Source organism: Escherichia sp. KTE96 (assembly GCF_000408525.1).
In the GTDB taxonomy this organism is placed as follows: Bacteria; Pseudomonadota; Gammaproteobacteria; order Enterobacterales; family Enterobacteriaceae; genus Escherichia; species Escherichia marmotae.
In genome coordinates this window covers 1,581,287-1,605,547 of the sequence record NZ_KE137149.1, presented here as the reverse complement: position 1 = coordinate 1,605,547, position 24,261 = coordinate 1,581,287, and the positions used below count along the sequence as shown (strand labels likewise).

22 protein-coding genes are annotated in these 24,261 nt (G+C 50.5%); 10 read left to right on the top strand and 12 right to left on the bottom strand.

The features are described from left to right. Positions 1-5: 5 nt before the first annotated feature. Both decR and cof read right to left on the bottom strand, forming a co-directional pair. On the bottom strand, positions 6-464 hold the full coding sequence (decR, locus tag A1WG_RS06925; RefSeq protein ID WP_000884589.1) for a DNA-binding transcriptional regulator DecR: 459 nt from the start codon (positions 462-464) through the stop codon (positions 6-8). A gap of 152 nt (positions 465-616) precedes the next feature. Beyond that, positions 617-1,435: an HMP-PP phosphatase gene (gene cof, locus A1WG_RS06930; RefSeq protein WP_001515892.1), complete on the bottom strand. Its 819-nt coding sequence runs from the start codon at positions 1,433-1,435 to the stop codon at positions 617-619. A gap of 99 nt (positions 1,436-1,534) precedes the next feature. Between cof and A1WG_RS06935 the strand changes: the two genes are divergently transcribed. Then, positions 1,535-3,235 (top strand): SgrR family transcriptional regulator, encoded by a 1,701-nt coding sequence (locus A1WG_RS06935; protein ID WP_001238185.1) that lies wholly within the window; start codon positions 1,535-1,537, stop codon positions 3,233-3,235. Between the two features lie 64 nt (positions 3,236-3,299). Further along, entirely contained in the window at positions 3,300-3,995 is a 696-nt protein-coding gene (gene queC / locus A1WG_RS06940; RefSeq protein ID WP_001515891.1) for a 7-cyano-7-deazaguanine synthase QueC, read from the top strand. Positions 3,996-4,089: 94 nt separating this feature from the next. On the opposite strand, the gene fadM is transcribed toward queC, so the two are convergent. From fadM to bolA, 9 genes are all read right to left on the bottom strand, one after another. After that, complete coding sequence (gene fadM, locus A1WG_RS06945; RefSeq protein WP_001194535.1) at positions 4,090-4,488, bottom strand: long-chain acyl-CoA thioesterase FadM; 399 nt, start codon at positions 4,486-4,488, stop codon at positions 4,090-4,092. Positions 4,489-4,593: 105 nt separating this feature from the next. After that, positions 4,594-4,965, bottom strand: a complete 372-nt coding sequence (locus tag A1WG_RS06950; RefSeq protein ID WP_000680305.1) for a helix-hairpin-helix domain-containing protein — start codon at positions 4,963-4,965, stop codon at positions 4,594-4,596. Positions 4,966-5,115: 150 nt separating this feature from the next. Next, on the bottom strand, positions 5,116-6,987 hold the full coding sequence (ppiD, locus tag A1WG_RS06955; protein ID WP_000969351.1) for a peptidylprolyl isomerase: 1,872 nt from the start codon (positions 6,985-6,987) through the stop codon (positions 5,116-5,118). Positions 6,988-7,178: 191 nt separating this feature from the next. Continuing rightward, positions 7,179-7,469 (bottom strand): nucleoid-associated protein HU-beta, encoded by a 291-nt coding sequence (gene hupB / locus A1WG_RS06960; protein ID WP_254892905.1) that lies wholly within the window; start codon positions 7,467-7,469, stop codon positions 7,179-7,181. A gap of 190 nt (positions 7,470-7,659) precedes the next feature. Further along, complete coding sequence (lon, locus tag A1WG_RS06965) at positions 7,660-10,014, bottom strand: endopeptidase La (protein ID WP_001295325.1); 2,355 nt, start codon at positions 10,012-10,014, stop codon at positions 7,660-7,662. A gap of 187 nt (positions 10,015-10,201) precedes the next feature. Continuing rightward, the gene (gene clpX / locus A1WG_RS06970; protein WP_000130317.1) at positions 10,202-11,476 is read right to left on the bottom strand and encodes an ATP-dependent protease ATP-binding subunit ClpX; all 1,275 of its coding nucleotides are present in this window, start codon (positions 11,474-11,476) and stop codon (positions 10,202-10,204) included. 125 nt (positions 11,477-11,601) lie between these two features. Next, positions 11,602-12,225 (bottom strand): ATP-dependent Clp endopeptidase proteolytic subunit ClpP, encoded by a 624-nt coding sequence (gene clpP / locus A1WG_RS06975; RefSeq protein WP_000122253.1) that lies wholly within the window; start codon positions 12,223-12,225, stop codon positions 11,602-11,604. Between the two features lie 245 nt (positions 12,226-12,470). Then, a complete protein-coding gene (tig, locus tag A1WG_RS06980) occupies positions 12,471-13,769 on the bottom strand; it encodes a trigger factor (RefSeq protein ID WP_001198397.1) in 1,299 nt (432 codons plus the stop codon). A gap of 343 nt (positions 13,770-14,112) precedes the next feature. Next, a complete protein-coding gene (bolA, locus tag A1WG_RS06985; RefSeq protein WP_000973458.1) occupies positions 14,113-14,430 on the bottom strand; it encodes a transcriptional regulator BolA in 318 nt (105 codons plus the stop codon). Between the two features lie 304 nt (positions 14,431-14,734). Here bolA and A1WG_RS06990 point away from each other — a divergent pair, with 304 nt between their 5' ends. The 8 genes from A1WG_RS06990 to A1WG_RS07025 all read left to right on the top strand — a co-directional run bounded on the left by A1WG_RS06990 (position 14,735) and on the right by A1WG_RS07025 (position 23,600). Beyond that, positions 14,735-15,313, top strand: coding sequence for a lipoprotein (locus tag A1WG_RS06990; RefSeq protein ID WP_000473501.1), 579 nt, complete (start codon positions 14,735-14,737; stop codon positions 15,311-15,313). Positions 15,314-15,356: 43 nt separating this feature from the next. Beyond that, on the top strand, positions 15,357-16,832 hold the full coding sequence (ampG, locus tag A1WG_RS06995) for a muropeptide MFS transporter AmpG (protein ID WP_001515889.1): 1,476 nt from the start codon (positions 15,357-15,359) through the stop codon (positions 16,830-16,832). A 458-nt stretch (positions 16,833-17,290) separates the two neighbouring features. Further along, positions 17,291-18,238, top strand: a complete 948-nt coding sequence (gene cyoA / locus A1WG_RS07000; protein ID WP_001515888.1) for a cytochrome o ubiquinol oxidase subunit II — start codon at positions 17,291-17,293, stop codon at positions 18,236-18,238. 21 nt (positions 18,239-18,259) lie between these two features. Further along, positions 18,260-20,251: a cytochrome o ubiquinol oxidase subunit I gene (cyoB, locus tag A1WG_RS07005; RefSeq protein WP_000467192.1), complete on the top strand. Its 1,992-nt coding sequence runs from the start codon at positions 18,260-18,262 to the stop codon at positions 20,249-20,251. Next, the gene (locus tag A1WG_RS07010) at positions 20,241-20,855 is read left to right on the top strand and encodes a cytochrome o ubiquinol oxidase subunit III (protein ID WP_000179822.1); all 615 of its coding nucleotides are present in this window, start codon (positions 20,241-20,243) and stop codon (positions 20,853-20,855) included. The genes cyoB and A1WG_RS07010 overlap by 11 nt, the downstream gene beginning before the upstream one ends. Further along, positions 20,855-21,184: a cytochrome o ubiquinol oxidase subunit IV gene (locus A1WG_RS07015; RefSeq protein WP_000019804.1), complete on the top strand. Its 330-nt coding sequence runs from the start codon at positions 20,855-20,857 to the stop codon at positions 21,182-21,184. The genes A1WG_RS07010 and A1WG_RS07015 overlap by 1 nt, the downstream gene beginning before the upstream one ends. A gap of 11 nt (positions 21,185-21,195) precedes the next feature. After that, positions 21,196-22,086, top strand: coding sequence for a heme o synthase (gene cyoE, locus A1WG_RS07020; RefSeq protein WP_000971348.1), 891 nt, complete (start codon positions 21,196-21,198; stop codon positions 22,084-22,086). Positions 22,087-22,235: 149 nt separating this feature from the next. After that, entirely contained in the window at positions 22,236-23,600 is a 1,365-nt protein-coding gene (locus tag A1WG_RS07025; protein WP_001000941.1) for an MFS transporter, read from the top strand. A gap of 138 nt (positions 23,601-23,738) precedes the next feature. On the opposite strand, the gene yajQ is transcribed toward A1WG_RS07025, so the two are convergent. After that, positions 23,739-24,230, bottom strand: a complete 492-nt coding sequence (gene yajQ / locus A1WG_RS07030; RefSeq protein WP_001138904.1) for a nucleotide binding protein YajQ — start codon at positions 24,228-24,230, stop codon at positions 23,739-23,741. Positions 24,231-24,261: the final 31 nt, after the last annotated feature.

Sequence of the window (24,261 nt, the reverse complement as noted above, 5' to 3'; positions counted from 1 at the left end):
GATATTTATTCGATGGGTAAAGAAGTGGTGTATTTAATCTGTTCCATCGCGAAACTGGAAGTAACGTCCGACAGCCCTGGCACGCTGTTTACCAGACGCTTATAAAACTCGTCGTAGCGTTTCATGTCGGCAACCTGGACACGCATCAGATAATCGTATTCACCGGCCATGCGCCAGAACCCCAGCACTTCTGGCATTTCCGTTACCACCGTGACAAAGCGGCAATACCATTCGCTGCTGTGATGTTGCGTTTTAATCAGTACAAAAGCGGTCAGCCCGAGGCCAATTTTTTCCGGGTCCAGTAAGGCAACTTTGCCGATAAGGATACCGTCATCCTCCAGCCGTTTCAGACGCTTCCAGCAAGGCGTGGTTGTCAGATTAACGGCTTCTGCCAGAGCCTGCAAAGAGAGGGTACAATCCTGCTGTAGTAAGGCCAGCAGCTTACGATCAATTTTATCTAACATAGCCCACCCACAGAGAATTATTTTCTCTTTTCATTCTATTTTAAAGGTCAAATACCGACAATTTATTCTGTGCGGTTTAAACGCCACTGCACAAAATGACAAATTCAAAGCAAAAAAAACCGGGCTATTGCCCGGTGCTGGAAGGGATCTCGTTATTCGGGGGAATAAGGTAGATGTGGATTGTCCAGCCAGTGCGTCAAATAGTGAGAGACAGCCTGATTTCGGCAGTGTCCAATCACCGGTAAATGAGGGAGTTCCGCGCGAAGTTGCGGCATCGCATTGCCCATAATAAAGCCGCTGCCGACGCTGCCTAACATTTCACGATCGTTCATCGCATCGCCAAAGGCCATGCAGTCGCGCAGCGAAAAACCTAAATATTGGGTCAGCACCACCAACGCTGCGCCTTTATTGCACCCCACCGGCAGTACTTCCAGGCAATTAATCGCGGAAAAACACAAATGTGCCCGCTCGCCTAATGCTTCCTGTAGTTGGATCTGCAAGCGCGTAAGATCGTCATGATCGCCACAGAAACAGACCTTGGTGACGCGGTCGAGAGGCATTTTTTTGACATTGATAATCTGATAACGAAACTTGCTATAGACAAATGCCTGCAACAACGCCGGAATTTCGCGTTCGGTAAACCAGCCATCATCATTGAAGATATGCATGCTGGCCTGGGTATCCCACTTCTGATAGAGCACCCGTTCCGCCACATCTGCAGGTAAATCATCACGATGTAACAATTCACCTTCCAGAGAATGCACGCGCGTACCGTTGCCGGTAATCAAATACGCATCCAGCGATAGCGCCCCGAGAATGTGCTGCATCTCCAACGCATGGCGACCCGTAGCAAAAGTAAGGGTGATATCGCGTTCACGCAGGCGCGCCAGAGTAGAGAGGGTTTTCTCACCTAAGTGGTGGTCAGGCATCAATAAAGTGCCGTCCATATCAAATGCTGCCAGACGAGCCATTTCTTTCTCCACTCTGTGACAGGGTTAATGGTGATTGAGTATCACCTGATATATACGGAAGTAATAGTGAATAGTTAAATAATATTGTTCCGGGTTTATATGCGACTGCTTAACCGTCTTAACCAGTATCAACGTCTGTGGCAACCTTCCGCGGGAGAGACGCAGTCCGTGACCGTCAGCGAACTGGCCGAACGCTGTTTTTGCAGCGAACGGCATGTGCGCACACTGTTACGTCAGGCACAGGAGGCTGGATGGTTGGAGTGGCAGGCGCAATCAGGACGCGGAAAGCGCGGGCAACTACGCTTTCTGGTGACGCCGCAATTCCTGCGCAATACGATGATGGAACAGGCGCTGGAAACCGGGAAACAGCAGGATGTGCTGGAGCTGGCGCAACTGGCTCCTGGCGAGCTGCGTACCCTGTTACAACCGTTTATGGGCGGGCAATGGCATAACGATACACCGACGTTGCGTATCCCCTATTATCGCCCACTCGAACCGCTACAACCGGGCTTTTTGCCCGGCCGTGCCGAGCAGCATCTCGCCGGGCAAGTTTTTTCCGGCCTGACCCGCTTCGACAATAATACGCAACGCCCAATTGGCGATTTAGCGCACCACTGGGAAACGTCTACTGACGGGCTACGCTGGGATTTTTATCTTCGTTCAACACTGCACTGGCATAACGGCGATGCTGTAAAAGCAACGCAACTGCATCAGCGGTTGTTGATGCTGCTCCAGCTACCTGCATTGGGTAAATTATTTATTAGCGTGAAGCGTATTGAAGTCCCCCATCCGCAGTGCCTGACCTTCTTTTTACATCGCCCCGATTACTGGCTTGCCCACCGGCTGGCAAGCTATTGCAGTCATCTCGCGCATCCACAATTCCCGCAGGTGGGAACCGGTCCTTTTCGCTTAACACAATTCACAGCGGAACTGGTGCGTCTGGAAAGTCACGATTATTACCATTTACGTCATCCACTGCTAAAAGCGGTTGAATACTGGATAACTCCACCGCTTTTTGAAAAAGATTTGGGAACCAGTTGTCAGCATCCAGTGCAAATCACTATCGGTAAACCCGAGGATCTGCCTCTGGTCAGCCAGGTCAGTAGCGGCATCAGTTTAGGTTTTTGCTATTTAACGTTGCGCAAAAGCTCCCGACTAACCCTCTGGCAGGCGCGAAAAGTGATCACCATTATTCATCAATCTGGTTTACTGCAAACGTTAGAAGTCGGAGAAAACCTGATCACCGCCAGTAATGCATTGCTGCCTGGCTGGACTATTCCGCAATGGGAAGTGCCAGATGAGGTCAAACTACCGGAAACATTGACGCTGGCTTATCACCTGCCAGTGGAACTTCATGCTATGGCAGAACAGCTACGGACGACGCTGGCAGCAGAAGGTTGCGAATTAAAGATTATTTTTCATCATGCGAAAAACTGGGATGACACAACCCCACTGGCTCAGGCAGATTTGATGATGGGCGATAGACTAATTGGCGAAGCACCGGAATATACCCTTGAGCAATGGCTGCGTTGCGATCCGCTCTGGCCACATGTTTTCACTGCCAGCACATATGCACATCTGCACTCAACACTGGATGCCGTGCAATTGATGCCTGATGAGGAAAACCGACATAATGCCCTGAAAGCGGTCTTCACACAATTAATGGATAACGCCACGCTGACACCACTGTTTAACTATCACTATCGCATTAGCGCGCCGCCCGGTGTTAACGGTGTCCGTCTGACGCCGCGCGGCTGGTTTGAATTTACCGAAGCCTGGCTTCCCGCACCGTCGCAATGAAGCACTGGTCGGGGTTAACCACAGGCGTTACCATAAGGTTTTTACCGATTTAGCAGGATGATTTATGAAACGTGCTGTCGTTGTGTTCAGTGGAGGCCAGGATTCCACCACCTGTCTGGTACAAGCATTGCAGCAATATGATGAAGTCCATTGCGTGACATTTGATTACGGCCAGCGCCATCGCGCAGAGATCGACGTGGCCCGCGAACTGGCGCTAAAACTAGGGGCACGCGCGCATAAGGTGCTGGATGTGACGCTGCTCAACGAGCTGGCGGTTAGCAGCCTGACGCGTGACAGCATTCCAGTGCCAGATTATGAACCTGAAGCCGATGGTATCCCGAATACGTTTGTCCCAGGGCGTAATATTTTGTTCCTGACGCTGGCGGCAATATATGCGTATCAGGTAAAAGCAGAAGCAGTAATTACCGGCGTCTGCGAAACGGATTTCTCCGGTTACCCGGATTGCCGCGATGAGTTTGTGAAAGCACTGAACCATGCCGTCAGTCTGGGCATGGCGAAAGATATTCGCTTTGAAACACCGTTGATGTGGATTGATAAAGCGGAAACCTGGGCGCTGGCGGATTATTACGGCAAGCTGGATTTAGTCCGTAACGAAACGTTGACCTGCTATAACGGCATTAAAGGCGACGGTTGCGGTCATTGTGCTGCGTGTAATCTGCGTGCCAACGGGTTGAATCATTATCTGGCCGATAAATCGGCGGTGATGACGGCGATGAAACAGAAGACCGGATTGAAGTAATTATTCGGGGTGTCGCCTGATCCGATCTACGATTGTATCACGCCTGGAGGCCGGATAAGACGCACCCCGCGTCGCATCCGGCACAACAAAACGTTTACTGAACCATCTGCTCCAGCTTTTCGCGCAGTTCCCCTTCCAGGGCTAATGCTTTCTGCGTTTTGAGATCAATACAAACAAAGGTGATGAGCGCATCCGCCACCACCTGTCCTTCCGGCTCAAGGGTGATTACTTGACTTAAAATGCCGCTTTTACCGTTTAATTGCTGCAACTGACTGGTAATGGTCAGCAGGTCGCTCAACACCGCCGGGCGGCGATAGTTAATATTGATATTGACTACCACAAAAGCGATGTTATGGGCGGTCATCCATTGAAAGCTGTCGCTATTTTCCAGCCCATCCCAGCGGGCTTCTTCGAGAAACTCAAGGTAGCGAGCGTTGTTAACGTGCTGGTAAACATCGAGATGGTATCCACGAACTTTGATTTGTGTTTGCATAGCGCAATAGCCTTACGTTGTTGTTATAAGAACAGTTATAAGCACAGAGGTCATAACTGGTATGACCTCTTCAGTCTGGCAAAAAATTGCCACTATGCAAATTAATTACAGACTTAATACCGCAAGGTTACGTTCCACCAGCGAATTGCCCATCCCCGGCACCTGTTTTAAATCTTCCACCGTTTTAAACGGACCGTACTCTTCCCGATAACTGACAATCGCCTGCGCTTTCTTCAGGCCAACACCATTCATAACGCGGGCTAACTCTTCCGCACTGGCATTGTTAATACTGACTCTGGTGCCTTCTTCGTCACTGGCTTTCGCCGGTATTGCCGCTTTGCTTTGTGCTGCGGGTGCCTCCGCTTTGGTTTCTACCGCTGCCGGTTTCGCCGTAGGGGCAGCCGCCAGCGCGCTATGAGACATTCCGGCACAAGCCAGAGACAGAGTAATGAGAAGTGCTTTGATTCCGTGTTTCATACTGTTTTCTCCTTGTTTGTTAACAGTGGAATCACCTTAACGGCAGTGAAAACAGTAAACAAATGGCAATATTCAGAAATGGAAAAGGCCGCGAAAGCGACCTTTTCTTGTTACAGCTACAAAGCATTTTTTTGCGAAGCGGCTTCAGGATTATTGCTGTTCCAGCGCGTCGCCAATTTTGATTTTCGCCTCTTTACGCAGGTTACTCATCAGCGCTTCAAAGACGATTTGTGCGTTGTTCTGGGTGATACCCTGCACCATCGCTTTTTTCTGATCTTCCGGCATTGAGCCTTGTTTCACTTCGTCCAGCGCCAGAAGAACCACATTACCTTGCATATCGGTCGCCATACCGTAGCTCGGTTTGTCTTTCGCTGGCAGAGGCAGTGCAAACGCGGCCTGGCTAATTGGGTCACGACCGGAACGACTTAAGGTTTTCGGCTCGCCAAATTTCAAACCGGCAGCTTGCATAGCTTCCGCACCCTTGCCCGCTTTCAGATCAACCAGCAGTTTTTCAGCATCGATTTTCGCCTGCTGTTCAGCTTTGTTGTGCTGAACCAGCGCTTTAACCTGTTCCTGAACATCTGCCAATGGTTTAACCGCTTCTGGTTTATGCTCGCTGATGCGCAGCACGAATGCGCGATCGCCGTCTACGGTGATGATGTCAGAGTTGATGCCCGGCGCACCGTTTTCACCAACCAGACCGCCGTTGAAGATAGCGTCCGCAACCGGCTTAAAGTTTAACTCTTCCGGCAGTTTATCTTTACTAAACCAGCCAGTCTGGGTGGCTTTAACACCCGCAGCCTGCTCTGCACCGGCCAGAGATTCGGTGTCGTTGCTTGCCGCATCGCTCACTTTCTGCTGCAGCGCGTAGTACGCATCCAGGGCTTTTTCGTGTTTCACTTTCGCCGTGATGTCGTCACGGACTTCGTCTAACGACTTCACTTTCGCAGGCTGAATATCGTCCAGACGCACGATCAAGAAACCCACCGAAGATTTGATGACGCCGGACAGTTGGCCTTTTTCTTTCAGACCAGCATTTTTCAGTTCATCCGGGATAGTGGCATCTTCTAACCAACCCATATCGCCGCCGTTACGGGCAGAGATAATATCGGCAGATTTTTCTTTTGCTAACGCAGCAAAATCACCACCTTTGTTCAGCTCATCAAGTACCGCTTTCGCTTCATCTTCAGTTTTGGTCTGGATGATGCTGTAACGGGTACGCTGCGGCTGGGTGAATTGATCCTGATGCTGATCGTAGTAACTCTGGATATCCGCATCACTAACCGGTTGCTGCATCGTTGCGGCATCCAGTTTGATGTAGCTCACGCGGAATTGTTCCGGAGTCATGAAGCTGTTTTTGTTTTGCTCGTAGTAGCTGGCGATTTCCTGTTCGGTCACTGCCTGCTTAGCCGCCAGAGCGTTAACGTCGATAGTCGCTTCACGCACTACACGTTGTTGAGCAACCAGCGCTGCCAGCTCGTCGGTTTCACCTTTTAGCATAAAGTCAGTGCCCGCAACGCCGTTAATCAGTTGTTGGGTCATAAGCTGGTTACGCAGCGCCTGTGCGTACTGATCGGCACTCATCCCCATCTGGTTGAGGATACCGTTATAGCGGCTGTTATCAAACTTGCCGTCAACCTGAAAGGCTGGGGTTGCGAAAATAGCCTGTTTAACCTGCTCATCGCTGACACCCAGTTTTAGTTCGCGGGCGTACTGATCCAGCAGCGCCTCGTCGATCAGACGATTCAGCACCTGTTGACGCAGGGTTTTCATGTAGCCTTCGTTCGCAGCCAGCTCAGAGTATTGATCGCCAAGCTGTTGCTGCATCCGATTACGCTCGCTGTTGAAAGCGTTCTCAAACTGCCCGCGGCTGATTTCCAGGTCATTCACTTTTGCGGCGTAGTTATTGCCTCCGCCAATCAGGTAACCACTCACGCCGGTCAATATGAACGACACGATAATGATACCGAAAATAATCTTGAGCACGAGACTGTTTGCAGCCGTGCGTAAGCTGTCCATCATGGTGTAACAACACTCCGCTGTAGGTGACTGTATACCTCACGCAACATATCGCTGCGTGCAAAGGCCTATTGTGACAAGAAACGGGGGCAATTGTCAGCCCACAACTTGCAGAAAGTCACGGAATACAAATAAAAAAGGCACATCAGTAGATGCGCCCTTGAACTTCGTCACATCCCCAATGGGGACAATACTTAGTTTACCGCGTCTTTCAGCGCTTTACCTGCACGGAAGCTCGGTACTTTAGCTGCAGCGATGGTGATCTCTTTACCGGTCTGCGGGTTGCGACCAGTACGGGCAGCACGCTCTTTAACGGCAAAAGTACCAAAACCAACCAGTGCTACATCATCCCCTTCTTTCAGGGATTCAGTTACGGAAGCAATAATAGCATCTAACGCACGGCCAGCCGCAGCTTTAGAGATATCAGCCCCTGCAGCAATCTTGTCAATCAATTGAGATTTATTCACTCTTCTCTTCCTCTTTATAATTTATCCCGCACTTGAATCCTTCAAGGTGCGAACGCGCAGCAGTTATATCAGGCCAGCCATCCCCTTACAACACCCCTTAATAAGGGCAAGCCTAATCCGCCCTCTAACTTAACGAGACAAAAAAAGGCTGGCAAGCCCGAATTGACCCACCAGCCCTTTTTTTATTAGTGCAATTTGCGCGAAGTCACTATTTTGCAGTTACAACCTGCATTCCAGACGGTTCATTTTGCAGCGCCAGAGTCAGAACTTCCTCAATGCGCTTCACAGGATGAATGTCCAGATCGGCAATCACGTTGTCCGGAATCTCTTCCAGATCGCGTTTGTTCTCAAACGGAATTAACACTGTTTTAATCCCGCCGCGGTGCGCTGCCAGCAGTTTTTCTTTCAAACCGCCGATTGGCAACACCTGACCACGCAGAGTAATCTCACCAGTCATCGCCACATCGGCGCGAACCGGGTTACCGGTCAGGCAAGAAACCAGTGCGGTGCACATGGCAATACCGGCGCTCGGACCATCTTTCGGCGTCGCACCTTCCGGTACGTGCACGTGGATGTCGCGTTTTTCGTAAAAATCTGGATTGATCCCCAGTTTTTCCGCACGCGCGCGAACCACAGTTAACGCCGCCTGAATGGACTCTTGCATCACTTCGCCCAGCGAACCGGTGTAAGTGAGTTTACCTTTGCCTGGAACACACGCTGTCTCGATGGTCAGCAAGTCGCCGCCGACTTCCGTCCACGCCAGACCAGTTACCTGACCAACGCGGTTTTCGTTATCCGCGCGACCATAGTCGAAACGCTGAACACCGAGGTAGTCATGCAGGTTATCGCCGTTAATTTCGATATGTTTTAATGACTTATCGAGCAACAACTGCTTAACCGCTTTACGGCATAGTTTGGAGATTTCACGCTCCAGACCACGCACGCCCGCCTCACGGGTGTAGTAACGAATAATGCCAATAATGGCGCTATCGTCGACGGTCAGCTCACCTTTTTTCAGTGCATTACGTTCAATCTGCTTCGGCAGCAGGTGACGTTTGGCGATGTTCAGTTTTTCATCTTCGGTATAACCAGAGAGACGAATAACTTCCATACGATCCAGCAGTGGCGCCGGAATATTCATGGAGTTCGACGTCGCAACAAACATCACGTCGCTAAGGTCGTAATCCACTTCCAGATAGTGGTCGCTGAACGCCACGTTCTGCTCTGGATCCAGCACTTCAAGCAGTGCGGAAGCTGGATCGCCACGCATGTCAGAAGACATTTTGTCGATCTCATCGAGCAGGAACAGCGGGTTTTTCACGCCCACTTTCGCCATTTTCTGGATCAATTTACCCGGCATAGAACCGATGTAAGTACGGCGGTGACCACGGATTTCCGCTTCGTCACGCACACCGCCCAGCGCCATACGGACATATTTACGTCCGGTAGCTTTAGCGATGGACTGCCCCAGAGAAGTTTTACCTACCCCCGGCGGTCCAACCAGGCAGAGGATCGGCCCCTTGATTTTATTTACGCGGCTTTGAACCGCGAGATACTCAAGGATGCGATCTTTCACACGTTCCAGACCATAATGGTCGGTATCGAGGATTTCTTGCGCCTGACGCAGGTCTTTTTTGACCTTGCTACGTGCATTCCACGGCACCTGCACCATCCAGTCGATATAACCTCGCACCACGGTCGCTTCTGCCGACATTGGAGACATCATTTTCAGCTTCTGCAATTCTGCTTCCGCTTTCTCTTTTGCCTCTTTTGGCATTTTCGCCGCGTCGATTTTGCGCTTCAACGCTTCATTTTCGTCTGGCGCGTCGTCCATTTCACCGAGTTCTTTCTGAATAGCTTTCATTTGCTCGTTCAGATAGTACTCACGCTGGGATTTCTCCATCTGCTTTTTGACGCGGTTGCGAATACGTTTCTCAACCTGCAGCAGATCGATTTCCGACTCCATCATAGCCATCAGATATTCCAGACGTTCGTTAACGTCGGACATCTCAAGAACGGACTGTTTGTCAGCCAGTTTTAGCGGCATATGTGCGGCAATGGTGTCCGCCAGACGCGCCGGATCGTCGATGCTGTTCAGCGACGTCAACACTTCTGGTGGGATTTTCTTATTCAGCTTGATGTAGCCTTCGAACTGGCTGATTGCGGTACGCACCAGCACTTCCTGTTCGCGCTCATCAATGGTCGGGGACTCCAGATACTCCGCCTTCGCAGAAAAGTGTTCGCCATTGTCAGAGAGCGCAGAAATACGCGCGCGCTGTAACCCCTCGACCAGCACTTTGACGGTGCCGTCAGGCAGTTTCAGCATCTGCAATATAGAGGCCACGGTCCCGACGGTGAAAAGATCGTTTACACCCGGCTCATCCGTTGAAGCTTCTTTCTGCGCGACCAGCATAATTTTTTTATCATGGTCCATCGCCGCTTCCAGACAACGGATAGATTTTTCCCGTCCGACAAATAAGGGGATGACCATGTGCGGATAAACCACCACATCGCGCAGCGGCAATACGGGGATTTCAATGCGTTCAGAACGCTCAGGATTCATAGAGCTCTCTCTTAGTTTAATGTCCGCCAGGTAATCAGATGACATGACTGTGCTTCACGCCATCTATTAACATGTACGTCAGTATATGGGGATGTTTCTCCCACATTCAACGTCGGGAATAGAGGAAAAATGAAAGGGGAGATAAAATCCCCCCTTTTTGGTTAACTAATTGTATGGGAATGGTTAATTATTCACCAGACGCCTGTTGCGCTTCCGGCTTGCCATAAATCAGCAGTGGCTTGCTTTGCCCTTCAATAACCGACTCGTCAATAACCACTTTTTCCACATCTTCCATAGAAGGCAGATCATACATGGTATCAAGCAGCGCAGCTTCTACGATGGAACGCAGACCACGGGCACCGGTTTTACGCGCCATCGCTTTCTTGGCGATAGCATCCAGCGCTTCGTCACGGAATTCCAGATCCACGCCCTCAAGGTTAAACAACGCCTGATACTGCTTGGTCAGGGCGTTTTTCGGCTCTTTGAGGATCTGAATCAAAGCTTCTTCGCTCAGTTCATTCAGCGTTGCCACAACTGGCAGACGACCGATGAACTCAGGGATCAGACCAAATTTGATCAAATCTTCCGGTTCAACCTGCGCCAGCAACTCACCTTCGCTTGCTTTGTCAGATTTCGCTTTTACCGTCGCACCAAAACCAATGCCGGAGCCAGTTTCGACACGATGGGAAATCACTTTATCCAGACCGGCAAATGCACCGCCACAGATAAACAGGATCTTGGAGGTATCAACCTGCAAGAATTCCTGCTGCGGATGCTTACGTCCGCCCTGCGGTGGAACGGCGGCAACCGTACCTTCGATCAGTTTCAACAGTGCCTGCTGTACGCCTTCACCGGAAACGTCACGGGTAATGGACGGGTTGTCAGACTTACGCGAAATCTTGTCGATTTCATCGATGTAGACAATCCCGCGCTGCGCTTTCTGTACGTCGTAGTCGCACTTCTGCAACAGCTTCTGAATGATGTTTTCAACATCTTCACCCACATAACCCGCTTCGGTCAGGGTGGTGGCATCAGCCATAGTGAACGGAACGTCCAGCAGACGCGCCAACGTTTCCGCCAACAACGTTTTACCAGAGCCAGTCGGACCAATCAGCAGAATGTTACTTTTGCCCAACTCGACGCCATTGCTGGTATCGCCGTTGCGCAGACGTTTGTAGTGGTTGTACACCGCGACCGCCAGCACTTTTTTCGCCTGTTCCTGACCGATGACGTAATCGTCCAGGTGGTTGCGAATTTCATGCGGCGTCGGTAGCGAACTGCGTTCACGATGCGGTGCTACTTCTTTAATCTCTTCGCGAATGATGTCGTTACATAAATCAACACATTCGTCGCAGATATACACGGATGGACCGGCAATCAGCTTACGCACTTCATGCTGGCTTTTGCCGCAAAAAGAGCAATACAGCAACTTGCCTGAGCCATCTTTGCGTTTATCTGTCATGGGTCAAAACCTCTTCTTTGTTCTTTGTGCCGCACACGACGACGCAAATGCCATTCTCAGGCGCAAGCCGCTTACAGCGTTGTGCCAACCTGAATAAGTATAGCGGCACAGTTGCGCCTCTGGCATCAATTACGATGGGTCAGAATCGAATCGACCAGACCGTATTCCACCGCTTCAGGCGCGGAAAGGAAGCGATCGCGCTCAGTGTCACGTTCAATCTGTTCTAATGATTGACCCGTATGAAGCGCCATAAGTTCATTCATCCGCCCTTTAACTTTCAGAATTTCACGGGCATGAATTTCGATATCAGTCGCCTGGCCCTGATAGCCGCCCAACGGCTGGTGAATCATCACGCGCGAATTCGGCAGGCAGAAACGTTTACCTTTTGCCCCTGCGGTCAGCAGGAATGCCCCCATTGAGGCCGCCTGGCCCATACAAATGGTGCTGACATCAGGCTTGATAAACTGCATGGTGTCATAGATAGACATCCCGGCAGTGATCACCCCACCTGGGGAGTTAATGTACAGATAGATATCTTTTTCCGGGTTTTCTGCTTCCAGGAACAGCATCTGCGCCACAATCAGGTTAGCCATATGGTCTTCAACCTGGCCAGTCAGAAAAATAACGCGTTCCTTAAGTAGACGAGAATAGATATCAAAAGAGCGCTCACCGCGTGAGGTCTGTTCAATGACCATCGGCACCAGCGCCATATGGGGTGCAAAGTTATCTCGTTCGCCGCTGTATGACATTTCCGTCTCCTGGATAAAATTGAAAAAACCTGCTGTACCGATTGTAACCTTATGGACGGATTATCAGCTAGTCCCTGTGTTATGGGTACGGCATCATCCTATTTCAAGCATAACAATCTTTTGTTGTTACGCTAACACCGAAAGAGGGTTTTCGCACGGTTCCATGCAAAATTCATGACAAAAAAAAGCCCACCACCTGGCGGTGACGGGCCTTTGTGCGAATTTAGCGCGTTAGGCTGCGCAAATTACGCCTGCTGGTTCATCAGCTCGTTGAAAGTGGTTTCTTTTTCAGTCACTTTCGCTTTCGCCAGAACGGCTTCAACAGCCTGTTCTTCCAGAGCCACGTTACGCATGTTGTCCATCAGCTCTTTGTTTTTGCTGTAGAACTCGATAACTTCTTTCGGATCTTCGTACGCAGAAGCCATCTCTTCGATCAGGCCTTTAACACGCTCTTCGTCAGCTTTCAGCTCGTTAGCGCGAATAACTTCGCCCAGCAGCAGGCCAACAACTACGCGGCGTTTAGCCTGTTCTTCGAACAGTTCACGCGGCAGTTCCAGAGCTTGTTTTTCGTTGCCACCGAAACGCTGTGCAGCCTGGCGACGCAGAACGTCGATTTCGCTGTCGATCAGCGCAGCCGGAACGTCGATGTCGTTAGCTTTTACCAGACCTTCGATCGCCTGAGACTTAACGCGGTTACGAATGGCGCTCTTCAGCTCGCGCTCCATGTTTTTACGCACTTCAGCGCGCAGACCTTCTACGGAACCATCTTCAACGCCGAAACGTTTGATGAATTCAGCAGTCAGTTCCGGCAGTTCACGCTCTTCAACTTTCTTCAGGTTGATAGCGAATTTCGCTGCTTTACCTTTCAGGTTTTCTGCGTGGTATTCTTCCGGGAAGGTCACGTCGATGGTGAACTCTTCGCCTGCTTTGTGGCCTTTGATACCGTCTTCAAAGCCCGGGATCATACGACCCTGGCCCATCGCCAGTACGAAATCAGACGCTTTTCCACCTTCGAACTCTTCGCCGTCTACAGAACCGGTGAAGTCGATGGTCACGCGGTCTTCAGCTTCAACAGCGCCGTCTTTTTCTTTCCAGGTCGCCTGCTGTTTACGCAGAGTATCCAGCATGCCGTCAACGTCAGCGTCGGTCACTTCCACGATCGGTTTTTCAACTTCGATCGCTTCCAGACCCTGCAGTTCAACTTCCGGATAAACTTCAAACTCTACAGAGTAGGTGAAGTCTTCACCCGGCTTGTATTCGCCCGGAACGTAGGTCGGTGCGCCAGCCGGATTGATTTTTTCTTTAATGATGGCGTCAATGAAGTTACGGCTCATCAGGTCACCCAGAACGTCCTGGCGTACAGACGCGCCATAACGCTGAGCAACGATATTCATTGGCACTTTGCCTTTGCGGAAGCCGTCAATACGTACTTTTTTCGCAACGTTGACCAGCTCGCTTTTAACAGCGGTCTCGATGCTGTCAGCAGCGATAGTAATCGTTACACGGCGGCCAAGGCCTTGAGTGGTTTCAACTGAAACTTGCATCTTGTTACCTCAAAAAATCACAGTGCTCGGTCAACTCTTACCCCGCAAGCACAGGTTGTTGGCTTCGCGGAACCGGGATGTTCTTATAATCAATCACATTCCCTGTTACCAGAATCATCCCGAAAGCATTCAAATAGGACGCGGCATTATAGCGGCATCACTTTTATGAGTCGAGAACGGTTATTGCGCGCTGCCGCGTATTTTTTCACAATTCCCGGGCAATTTTCGTCTGAATGCTGGGCAAAAAGCGCAAAATCCAGACAAAACAAAACGGCCCGCAGGCCGTTTTTCATAAAATCTTTAGCAACATACTGGAAAAACGCTAACTGTTGCAAATGCGTTTTTAGGCGATGCTTCCCGCTCCACGACAAGGAGGAGAAGCAAAGATGGTATCCTGCAATCCTTCCCACTCCTTAATGGTATAAGTATGCAGAGCCAGCGCATGAACGGTAGTAGAGAGTTCCTCCGCTAAAGTACTGTAAATCATTCGATGACGATTCAGAAAACGTTCACCCATAAAACGATCGCTGACCAGCACAACTTTAAAATGGCTTTCAGAGCCGGCTGGGACATTGTGACGATAGCTTTCATCCACAACTTCGAGGAATACGGGTTGGAACGCAGTCCTTAATTTTTCTTCTATCCGCTCACGTATCATCATGAAATATCTCCTCCGACAACGCTGAGATGTCACCCATCCCTTTAAATACTAGCCGCTTTAACCGTTTCCATTACAGCTTAACAACAAATAATTAGCTTTCATCCTGTTTTTTCTGTCAAGCGTATGAAGTTTACTGATTTAAAGATTGATTCACCGGCTTCACATCGGTGTTTCTTTTACCTAAGGCGATTATTTCGTCAACATAATGAATTTACATGTCTTACCCACTTCCCCTCGTCGTTGGCGATGTTATGATGGCGGGAATCTTTACCAAACACGCTTAAAAGTCTCTGAGAGCCAGAACATGTTCAAAAAAATCCTCTTCCCGTTAGTTGCTCTGTTTATGCTTGCAGGATGCGCGAAACCGCCAACAACCATTGAAGTTTCTCCGACGATGACACTGCCACAGCAAGATCCAAGTCTGATGGGCGTCACCGTTAGCATTAATGGTGCCGATCAGCGTACCGATCAGGCGTTAGCAAAAGTCACCCGTGACAACCAAATTGTTACCCTGACCGCGTCCCGCGATCTGCGTTTCCTGCTGCAAGAAGTGCTGGAAAAACAAATGACCGCTCGCGGTTATATGGTTGGCCCGAATGGCCCGGTTAATCTGCAAATCATCGTTAGCCAGTTGTATGCCGACGTGTCCCAGGGCAATGTGCGCTACAACATTGCTACCAAAGCGGATATCGCCATCATCGCCACCGCGCAGAATGGCAACAAAATGACCAAAAACTATCGTGCCAGCTACAACGTTGAGGGCGCTTTTCAGGCCTCTAACAAAAACATCGCTGACGCGGTTAACAGCGTGCTGACCGACACCATCGCTGACATGTCTCAGGACACCAGCATCCACGAATTCATTAAGCAGAACGCACGTTAATTTCTGCCCTCTGGCCCGGTGCAAGTCGGGCCTGTAGACGCCCATGTCCAGTCAATATTTACGTATTTTCCAACAGCCTCGTTCAGCTATTTTGTTGATTCTGGGTTTTGCTTCCGGGCTGCCGCTCGCCCTGACATCCGGCACGTTACAGGCGTGGATGACAGTCGAGAATATCGATCTTAAAACCATTGGTTTCTTCTCGTTGGTGGGTCAGGCTTACGTATTTAAATTTCTCTGGTCGCCGCTGATGGACCGCTATACTCCGCCGTTTCTCGGGCGACGGCGCGGCTGGCTGCTCGCCACACAAGCGTTATTGTTGCTGGCGATTGCGGCGATGGGTTTTCTCGAACCTGGTACGCAACTTCGCTGGATGGCGGCACTGGCAGTCGTTATCGCTTTTTGCTCGGCCTCCCAGGATATCGTCTTTGATGCGTGGAAAACGGATGTGCTTCCCACGGAAGAACGCGGCGCAGGTGCGGCAATCAGCGTGCTGGGTTACCGTTTAGGGATGCTGGTTTCCGGCGGTTTAGCCTTATGGCTGGCGGATAAATGGTTGGGCTGGCAAGGCATGTACTGGCTAATGGCAGCTCTGTTAATCCCGTGCATCATTGCGACTTTGCTTGCGCCAGAACCAACCGACACCATTCCTGTACCCAAAACGCTGGAGCAAGCTGTTGTTGCGCCACTACGTGATTTCTTTGGTCGCAATAACGCATGGTTAATTCTGCTTTTAATTGTGCTGTATAAGCTGGGCGATGCTTTCGCCATGAGCCTGACAACCACCTTTTTGATTCGCGGTGTCGGATTTGATGCCGGCGAAGTGGGCGTGGTTAACAAAACGCTCGGCTTGCTGGCGACCATCGTCGGCGCATTGTACGGCGGTATTTTGATGCAGCGTCTTTCACTGTTCCGTGCGCTGCTGATTTTCGGCCTTTTACAAGGTGCGTCCAACGCCGGTTACTGGCTGCTTTCTGTGACTGATAAGCATCTCTACAGCATGGGCGCGGCAGTCTTTTTCGAAAACCTGTGTGGCGGGATGGGCACATCGGCATTTGTGGCGCTGTTAATGACCCTGTGTAATAAGTCATTTTCCGCTACTCAGTTCGCCCTGCTCTCAGCGCTTTCTGCTGTAGGACGGGTTTATGTAGGCCCCGTAGCGGGCTGGTTTGTTGAAGCTCACGGCTGGTCGACATTCTATCTGTTCTCTGTTGCGGCCGCTGTACCTGGACTTATTTTGCTGCTGGTTTGCCGCCAAACGCTGGAGTACACGCGGGTCAACGACAACTTTATCCCACGTACCGAGTATCCATCTGGTTATACCTTTGCCATGTGGACACTGGCAGCAGGCGTCAGTCTGTTGGCCGTGTGGTTACTGCTGTTAACGATGGATGCGCTGGATTTGACTCACTTCTCTTTCCTGCCTGCACTGCTGGAAATCGGCGTTTTAGTCGCTCTGGGTGGTGTCATACTTGGTGGTTTATTGGACTATCTGGCACTACGAAAAACGCATTTGACGTAATCAGTGAATATTATTTAGCTGTAGTAATCACCCGGCGTAATTATTACGGCTAAATAAACATCAGCAGCGCTTAATAATATTTGTTCTTTTGTGCGGCTTAGCTTTCGGAAATTATTGACCCCATCTATATATTTTATTTTTTACACGATTCAGCTAATGACTCTTTATTTCCCCACGCCCGTTTTGTCACCTTAATGATAATTATTTGTTAAATAATTGTTTTATTTTGAGATTGGTTATACCAATTGCCATCCCCACCCCCTCCTTCAGTCCCCTTTCGTTATAACGCCCTTTTGCAACAGCTTCTTAAAATCAATCCGATATGTTTTGCAACATATGTGACCTGCAAGCCAAATTCAAGTAACAGTAATTTAATCATGTTTACAGTAATGTAACCTTCCCGTAAAATGCCCACACACTTTAAACGCCACCAGATCCCGTGGAATTGAGGTCGTTAAATGAGACTCAGGAAATACAATAAAAGTTTGGGATGGTTGTCATTATTTGCAGGCTCTGTATTGCTCAGTGGCTGTAATTCTGCGCTGTTAGATCCCAAAGGACAGATTGGTCTGGAGCAACGTTCGCTGATACTGACGGCATTTGGCCTGATGTTGATTGTCGTTATTCCCGCAATCTTGATGGCTGTCGGTTTCGCCTGGAAGTACCGTGCGAGCAATAAAGATGCTAAGTACAGCCCGAACTGGTCACACTCCAATAAAGTGGAAGCTGTGGTCTGGACGGTGCCAATCTTAATCATCATCTTCCTTGCGGTATTGACCTGGAAAACCACTCACGCTCTTGAGCCTAGCAAGCCGCTGGCACACGACGAGAAGCCCATTACCATCGAAGTGGTTTCCATGGACTGGAAATGGTTCTTCATCTACCCGGAACAGGGCATTGCTACCGTGAATGAAATCGCTTTCCCGGCGAACACTCCGGTGTACTTCAAAGTGACCTCCAACTCCGTGATGAACTCCTTCTTTATTCCGCGTCTGGGTAGCCAGATTTATGCCATGGCCGGTATGCAGACTCGCTTGCATCTGATCGCCAACGAACCCGGTACTTATGACGGTATTTCCGCCAGCTATAGCGGTCAGGGCTTCTCCGGCATGAAGTTCAACGCTATCGCCACACCGGATCGTGCCGCATTCGACCAATGGGTCGCAAAAGCAAAACAGTCGACGAAAACCATGTCTGACATGGCCACCTTCGAAAAACTGGCTGCGCCTAGCGAATACAACCAGGTGGAATATTTCTCCAACGTGAAACCCGACTTGTTTGCCGATGTGATTAACAAGTTTATGGCTCACGGTAAGAGCATGGACATGACTCAGCCCGAAGGTGAGCACAGCGCACACGAAGGTATGGAAGGCATGGACATGAGCCACGCGGAATCCGCCCATTAAAGGGGTTGAGGAAGAATAAAGATGTTCGGAAAATTAACACTTGATGCAGTCCCGTTCCATGAACCTATCATCATGGTTACGATCGCTGGCATTATTTTGGGAGGTCTGGCGCTCGTTGGCCTGATCACTTACTTCGGTAAGTGGACCTACCTGTGGAAAGAGTGGCTGACCTCTGTCGACCATAAACGCCTTGGTATCATGTATATCATCGTAGCGATTGTGATGCTGCTGCGTGGTTTTGCAGATGCCATTATGATGCGTAGTCAACAAGCACTGGCCTCGGCTGGCGAAGCAGGCTTCCTGCCGCCACACCACTATGATCAAGTTTTCACCGCTCACGGTGTGATTATGATCTTCTTCGTGGCGATGCCTTTCGTTATCGGTCTGATGAACCTGGTGGTTCCGCTGCAAATTGGCGCGCGTGACGTTGCGTTCCCGTTCCTCAACAACTTAAGCTTCTGGTTTACCGTTGTTGGTGTGATTCTGGTTAACGTTTCTCTCGGCGTGGGCGAATTCGCGCAGACTGGCTGGCTGGCCTATCCACCGCTATCGGGAATAGAGTACAGTCCAGGAGTCGGTGTCGATTACTGGATATGGAGTCTCCAGCTATCCGGTATAGGTACGACGCTAACCGGTATTAACTTCTTCGTTACCATTCTGAAGATGCGTGCACCGGGCATGACCATGTTCAAGATGCCGGTATTTACCTGGGCATCACTGTGCGCAAACATTCTGATTATCGCCTCCTTCCCAATTCTGACGGTTACCGTCGCGTTGCTAACCCTGGATCGCTATCTGGGCACCCATTTCTTTACCAACGATATGGGTGGCAACATGATGATGTACATCAACCTGATTTGGGCATGGGGACACCCGGAAGTTTACATCCTGATCCTGCCTGTTTTCGGTGTGTTCTCCGAAATTGCAGCGACCTTCTCGCGTAAACGTCTGTTTGGTTATACCTCGCTGGTATGGGCGACTGTCTGTATTACCGTGCTGTCGTTCATCGTCTGGCTGCACCACTTCTTTACGATGGGTGCGGGCGCGAACGTAAATGCCTTCTTCGGTATCACCACGATGATTATCGCCATTCCGACCGGGGTGAAGATCTTCAACTGGCTGTTCACCATGTATCAGGGTCGCATCGTGTTCCATTCTGCGATGCTGTGGACCATCGGTTTTATCGTCACCTTCTCAGTGGGCGGTATGACTGGCGTGCTGCTGGCAGTACCGGGCGCAGACTTCGTTCTGCATAACAGCCTGTTCCTGATTGCACACTTCCATAACGTTATCATCGGCGGCGTGGTCTTCGGCTGCTTCGCAGGGATGACCTACTGGTGGCCTAAAGCGTTCGGTTTCAAACTGAACGAGACCTGGGGTAAACGCGCGTTCTGGTTCTGGATTATCGGCTTCTTCGTTGCCTTTATGCCGCTGTACGCGCTGGGCTTCATGGGCATGACCCGCCGTTTGAGCCAGCAGATTGACCCGCAGTTCCACACGATGCTGATGATTGCAGCCAGCGGTGCGGTACTGATTGCGCTGGGTATTCTCTGCCTCGTGATTCAGATGTACGTCTCTATTCGCGACCGCGATCAGAACCGTGATCTGACTGGCGACCCGTGGGGTGGCCGCACGCTGGAGTGGGCAACCTCTTCCCCGCCTCCGTTCTATAACTTTGCCGTTGTGCCGCACGTTCACGAGCGTGATGCATTCTGGGAAATGAAAGAGAAAGGCGAAGCGTACAAAAAGCCTGACCACTATGAAGAAATTCATATGCCGAAAAACAGCGGCGCCGGTATCGTCATCGCTGCTTTCTCCACCATCTTCGGTTTCGCCATGATCTGGCATATCTGGTGGCTGGCGATTGTTGGCTTCGCAGGCATGATCATCACCTGGATCGTGAAAAGCTTCGACGAGGACGTGGATTACTACGTGCCGGTGGCAGAAATCGAAAAACTGGAAAATCAGCATTTCGATGAGATTACTAAGGCAGGGCTGAAAAATGGCAACTGATACTTTGACGCACGCGACTGCCCACGCGCACGAACACGGGCACCACGATGCAGGCGGAACCAAAATCTTCGGATTTTGGATCTACCTGATGAGCGACTGCATTCTGTTTTCTATCTTGTTTGCTACCTATGCCGTTCTGGTGAACGGCACCGCAGGCGGCCCGACAGGTAAGGACATTTTCGAACTGCCGTTCGTTCTGGTTGAAACTTTCTTGCTGTTGTTCAGCTCCATCACCTACGGCATGGCGGCTATCGCCATGTACAAAAACAACAAAAGCCAGGTTATCTCCTGGCTGGCGTTGACCTGGTTGTTTGGTGCTGGATTTATCGGGATGGAACTCTATGAATTCCATCACCTGATTGTTAACGACATGGGCCCGGATCGCAGCGGCTTCCTGTCAGCGTTCTTTGCGCTAGTGGGTACGCACGGTCTGCACGTCACTTCCGGTCTTATCTGGATGGCGGTGCTGATGGTGCAAATCGCGCGTCGCGGCCTGACCAGCACTAACCGTACCCGCATCATGTGTCTGAGTCTGTTCTGGCACTTCCTCGATGTGGTGTGGATCTGTGTGTTCACTGTTGTTTATCTGATGGGGGCGATGTAATGAGCCATTCTAACGTGAGCGGCGGCGCGTCCCATGGCAGCGTAAAAACCTACATGACAGGCTTTATCCTGTCGATAATCCTGACGGTGATCCCGTTCTGGATGGTAATGACAGGAACTGCCTCCCCGGCCGTAATTCTGGGAACGATCCTGGCAATGGCAGTGGTACAGGTTCTGGTGCATCTGGTGTGCTTCCTGCACATGAATACCAAATCAGATGAAGGCTGGAACATGACGGCGTTTGTCTTCACCGTGCTAATCATCGCTATTCTGGTTGTAGGCTCCATCTGGATTATGTGGAACCTCAACTACAACATGATGATGCACTAAGAGCGGCGGTTATGATGTTTAAGCAATACCTGCAAGTAACGAAACCAGGCATCATCTTTGGCAACCTGATCTCGGTGATTGGGGGATTCCTGCTGGCCTCAAAGGGCAGCATTGATTATCCCCTGTTTATCTACACGTTGGTTGGGGTGTCACTGGTTGTGGCGTCGGGTTGTGTGTTTAACAACTACATCGACAGGGATATCGACAGAAAGATGGAAAGGACGAAGAACCGGGTGCTGGTTAAAGGCCTGATCTCTCCTGCTGTCTCGCTGGTGTACGCCACCGTGCTGGGTATTGCTGGCTTTATGCTGCTGTGGTTTGGCGCGAATCCGCTGGCCTGCTGGCTGGGGGTAATGGGCTTTGTGGTTTATGTCGGCGTTTATAGCCTGTACATGAAACGCCACTCGGTCTACGGCACGTTGATTGGTTCTCTCTCCGGCGCTGCGCCGCCGGTGATTGGCTATTGTGCAGTGACCGGTGATTTCGATAGTGGCGCAGCGATTCTGCTGGCTATCTTCAGCCTGTGGCAAATGCCTCACTCTTATGCCATCGCCATTTTCCGCTTTAAAGATTATCAGGCGGCAAACATTCCGGTACTGCCGGTAGTGAAAGGCATTTCCGTGGCGAAGAATCACATCACGCTGTACATCATCGCCTTTGCCGTTGCCACACTGATGCTCTCTCTCGGCGGTTACGCAGGGTATAAATATCTGGTGGTCGCCGCGGCAGTTAGCGTCTGGTGGTTAGGTATGGCCCTGCGCGGTTATAAAGTCGCTGATGACAGAGTCTGGGCGCGTAAACTGTTCGGCTTCTCGATCATCGCCATCACTGCTCTCTCGGTAATGATGTCCATTGATTTTATGGTGCCGGACTCGCATACGCTGCTGGCTGCCGTCTGGTAACGCAACATCCCTGTTAAAAAAGGTGCTACGGCACCTTTTTTCTTAGCATTAGAAACATATCCCCCACGAAATATTTACTAAAAAATCCGCTTGTTTACCCCATTCGTTTACCGCTTTACACTAGTCGCGAATTTAAAATAGAGGTGGTAATGAACGATTATAAAATGACGCCAGGTGAGCGGCGCGCGACCTGGGGTTTAGGGATCGTATTTTCATTGCGCATGCTGGGCATGTTTATGGTTCTGCCGGTTCTGACCACGTATGGTATGGCTCTGCAAGGCGCCAGCGAAGCGTTGATCGGTATTGCGATTGGCATTTACGGTCTGACTCAGGCCGTTTTTCAGATTCCGTTTGGCCTGCTTTCTGACCGCATTGGTCGCAAGCCATTAATTGTCGGCGGGTTAGCCGTATTTGTCGCCGGTAGCGTTATCGCCGCGCTCTCTGACTCCATCTGGGGAATTATTCTGGGCCGGGCGTTACAAGGTTCCGGTGCAATTGCCGCTGCCGTTATGGCGTTGCTGTCTGATCTCACCCGCGAACAAAACCGTACCAAAGCGATGGCGTTTATCGGCGTTAGCTTTGGCATTACCTTCGCCATTGCGATGGTGCTTGGCCCAATTATCACTCACAAACTTGGGCTACATGCGCTGTTCTGGATGATCGCTATTCTGGCAACGACCGGCATTGCGTTGACCATTTGGGTTGTACCCAACAGCAGCACGCACGTACTTAATCGTGAGTCCGGGATGGTGAAAGGCAGTTTCAGCAAAGTGCTGGCAGAACCGCGACTACTGAAACTCAACTTTGGCATTATGTGTCTGCACATGCTACTGATGTCGACGTTTGTCGCTCTTCCTGGGCAACTTGCTGGCGCGGGTTTTCCGGCAGCGGAACATTGGAAAGTCTATCTGGCAACGATGTTAATCGCCTTTGGCTCTGTCGTGCCTTTCATTATCTACGCTGAAGTTAAGCGTAAGATGAAGCAAGTCTTTGTCTTCTGCGTCGGGCTGATCGTGGTTGCGGAAATCGTGCTGTGGAACGCGCAAACGCAGTTCTGGCAACTGGTGGTCGGCGTGCAGCTTTTCTTTGTGGCGTTTAACCTGATGGAAGCCCTCCTGCCCTCGCTTATCAGTAAAGAGTCGCCAGCAGGTTACAAAGGTACGGCGATGGGCGTTTACTCCACCAGCCAGTTTCTTGGCGTGGCGATTGGCGGTTCGCTCGGCGGCTGGATTGACGGCATGTTTGACGGCCAGGGCGTATTTCTCGCGGGCGCAATGCTGGCAGCAGTGTGGCTGGCAGTCGCCAGTACCATGAAAGAACCGCCGTATGTCAGCAGTTTGCGCATTGAAATCCCGGCGGATATTGCCGCAAACGAGGCGTTAAAAGTGCGTTTACAGGAAACTGCAGGCGTCAAAGAAGTGTTGATTGCAGAAGAAGAACATTCAGCTTACGTGAAAATCGACAGCAAAGTGACGAATCGCTTTGAGGTTGAACAGGCAATTCGTCAGGCATAAAAACGAGGCGAAATTGCCTGATGCGCTATGCTTATCTGGCCTACAAAGTTGCAGCAATCTTTTGAATTCACAAACTTTTGTAGGCCGAATAAGGCGTTCATGCCGCAGCCGGCATGAACAAAGCGTATGTTATCGCGATTAATCGCGGAAATTTTTGAACTGGAATGGCTGGCCGAGATCGCCACCACGCACCATCGCCATCACTGCCTGCAAATCGTCACGAGATTTGCCAGTAACACGGATCTCATCACCCTGAATTTGCGCCTGCACTTTCAGTTTGCTGTCTTTGATCATCTTGACGATTTTCTTCTGGGTCGCGCTCTCAATGCCCTGCTTCAGTTTCGCTTCCACAAACCAGGTTTTACCGCTATGAACGATATTTTCCGGTACATCCAGCGAGCTGCCTTCAATGCCGCGTTTCAGCAATTTGGCACGCAGAATGTCCAGCAACTGATTGACCTGGAAATCGGACTCGCTCAACACTTTAATGGTTTTGCTGGCGTCGTTCAGCTCAAACGACGCTTCAACGTTACGGAAGTCAAAACGAGACTCTACTTCGCGACTCGCGTTATCGACCGCGTTACGCGCTTCCTGAAGATCAACTTCAGAGACAATATCGAAAGATGGCATCTTTTTCTCTCCCTTCATTTTTGATGCGAAG

What these genes read in the sequence shown, in the direction of transcription:
- bolA (WP_000973458.1), bottom strand. Translation starts at nt 14,430, where the DNA reads ATGATGATACGTGAGCGGATAGAAGAAAAATTAAGGACTGCGTTCCAA.
- queC (WP_001515891.1), top strand. Translation starts at nt 3,300, where the DNA reads ATGAAACGTGCTGTCGTTGTGTTCAGTGGAGGCCAGGATTCCACCACC.
- cof (WP_001515892.1), bottom strand. Translation starts at nt 1,435, where the DNA reads ATGGCTCGTCTGGCAGCATTTGATATGGACGGCACTTTATTGATGCCT.
- cyoA (WP_001515888.1), top strand. Translation starts at nt 17,291, where the DNA reads ATGAGACTCAGGAAATACAATAAAAGTTTGGGATGGTTGTCATTATTT.
- A1WG_RS07010 (WP_000179822.1), top strand. Translation starts at nt 20,241, where the DNA reads ATGGCAACTGATACTTTGACGCACGCGACTGCCCACGCGCACGAACAC.
- tig (WP_001198397.1), bottom strand. Translation starts at nt 13,769, where the DNA reads ATGCAAGTTTCAGTTGAAACCACTCAAGGCCTTGGCCGCCGTGTAACG.
- clpP (WP_000122253.1), bottom strand. Translation starts at nt 12,225, where the DNA reads ATGTCATACAGCGGCGAACGAGATAACTTTGCACCCCATATGGCGCTG.
- ppiD (WP_000969351.1), bottom strand. Translation starts at nt 6,987, where the DNA reads ATGATGGACAGCTTACGCACGGCTGCAAACAGTCTCGTGCTCAAGATT.
- A1WG_RS06935 (WP_001238185.1), top strand. Translation starts at nt 1,535, where the DNA reads ATGCGACTGCTTAACCGTCTTAACCAGTATCAACGTCTGTGGCAACCT.
- A1WG_RS07025 (WP_001000941.1), top strand. Translation starts at nt 22,236, where the DNA reads ATGAACGATTATAAAATGACGCCAGGTGAGCGGCGCGCGACCTGGGGT.
- cyoB (WP_000467192.1), top strand. Translation starts at nt 18,260, where the DNA reads ATGTTCGGAAAATTAACACTTGATGCAGTCCCGTTCCATGAACCTATC.
- ampG (WP_001515889.1), top strand. Translation starts at nt 15,357, where the DNA reads ATGTCCAGTCAATATTTACGTATTTTCCAACAGCCTCGTTCAGCTATT.
- A1WG_RS06990 (WP_000473501.1), top strand. Translation starts at nt 14,735, where the DNA reads ATGTTCAAAAAAATCCTCTTCCCGTTAGTTGCTCTGTTTATGCTTGCA.
- fadM (WP_001194535.1), bottom strand. Translation starts at nt 4,488, where the DNA reads ATGCAAACACAAATCAAAGTTCGTGGATACCATCTCGATGTTTACCAG.
- A1WG_RS06950 (WP_000680305.1), bottom strand. Translation starts at nt 4,965, where the DNA reads ATGAAACACGGAATCAAAGCACTTCTCATTACTCTGTCTCTGGCTTGT.
- decR (WP_000884589.1), bottom strand. Translation starts at nt 464, where the DNA reads ATGTTAGATAAAATTGATCGTAAGCTGCTGGCCTTACTACAGCAGGAT.
- yajQ (WP_001138904.1), bottom strand. Translation starts at nt 24,230, where the DNA reads ATGCCATCTTTCGATATTGTCTCTGAAGTTGATCTTCAGGAAGCGCGT.
- A1WG_RS07015 (WP_000019804.1), top strand. Translation starts at nt 20,855, where the DNA reads ATGAGCCATTCTAACGTGAGCGGCGGCGCGTCCCATGGCAGCGTAAAA.
- lon (WP_001295325.1), bottom strand. Translation starts at nt 10,014, where the DNA reads ATGAATCCTGAGCGTTCTGAACGCATTGAAATCCCCGTATTGCCGCTG.
- cyoE (WP_000971348.1), top strand. Translation starts at nt 21,196, where the DNA reads ATGATGTTTAAGCAATACCTGCAAGTAACGAAACCAGGCATCATCTTT.
- clpX (WP_000130317.1), bottom strand. Translation starts at nt 11,476, where the DNA reads ATGACAGATAAACGCAAAGATGGCTCAGGCAAGTTGCTGTATTGCTCT.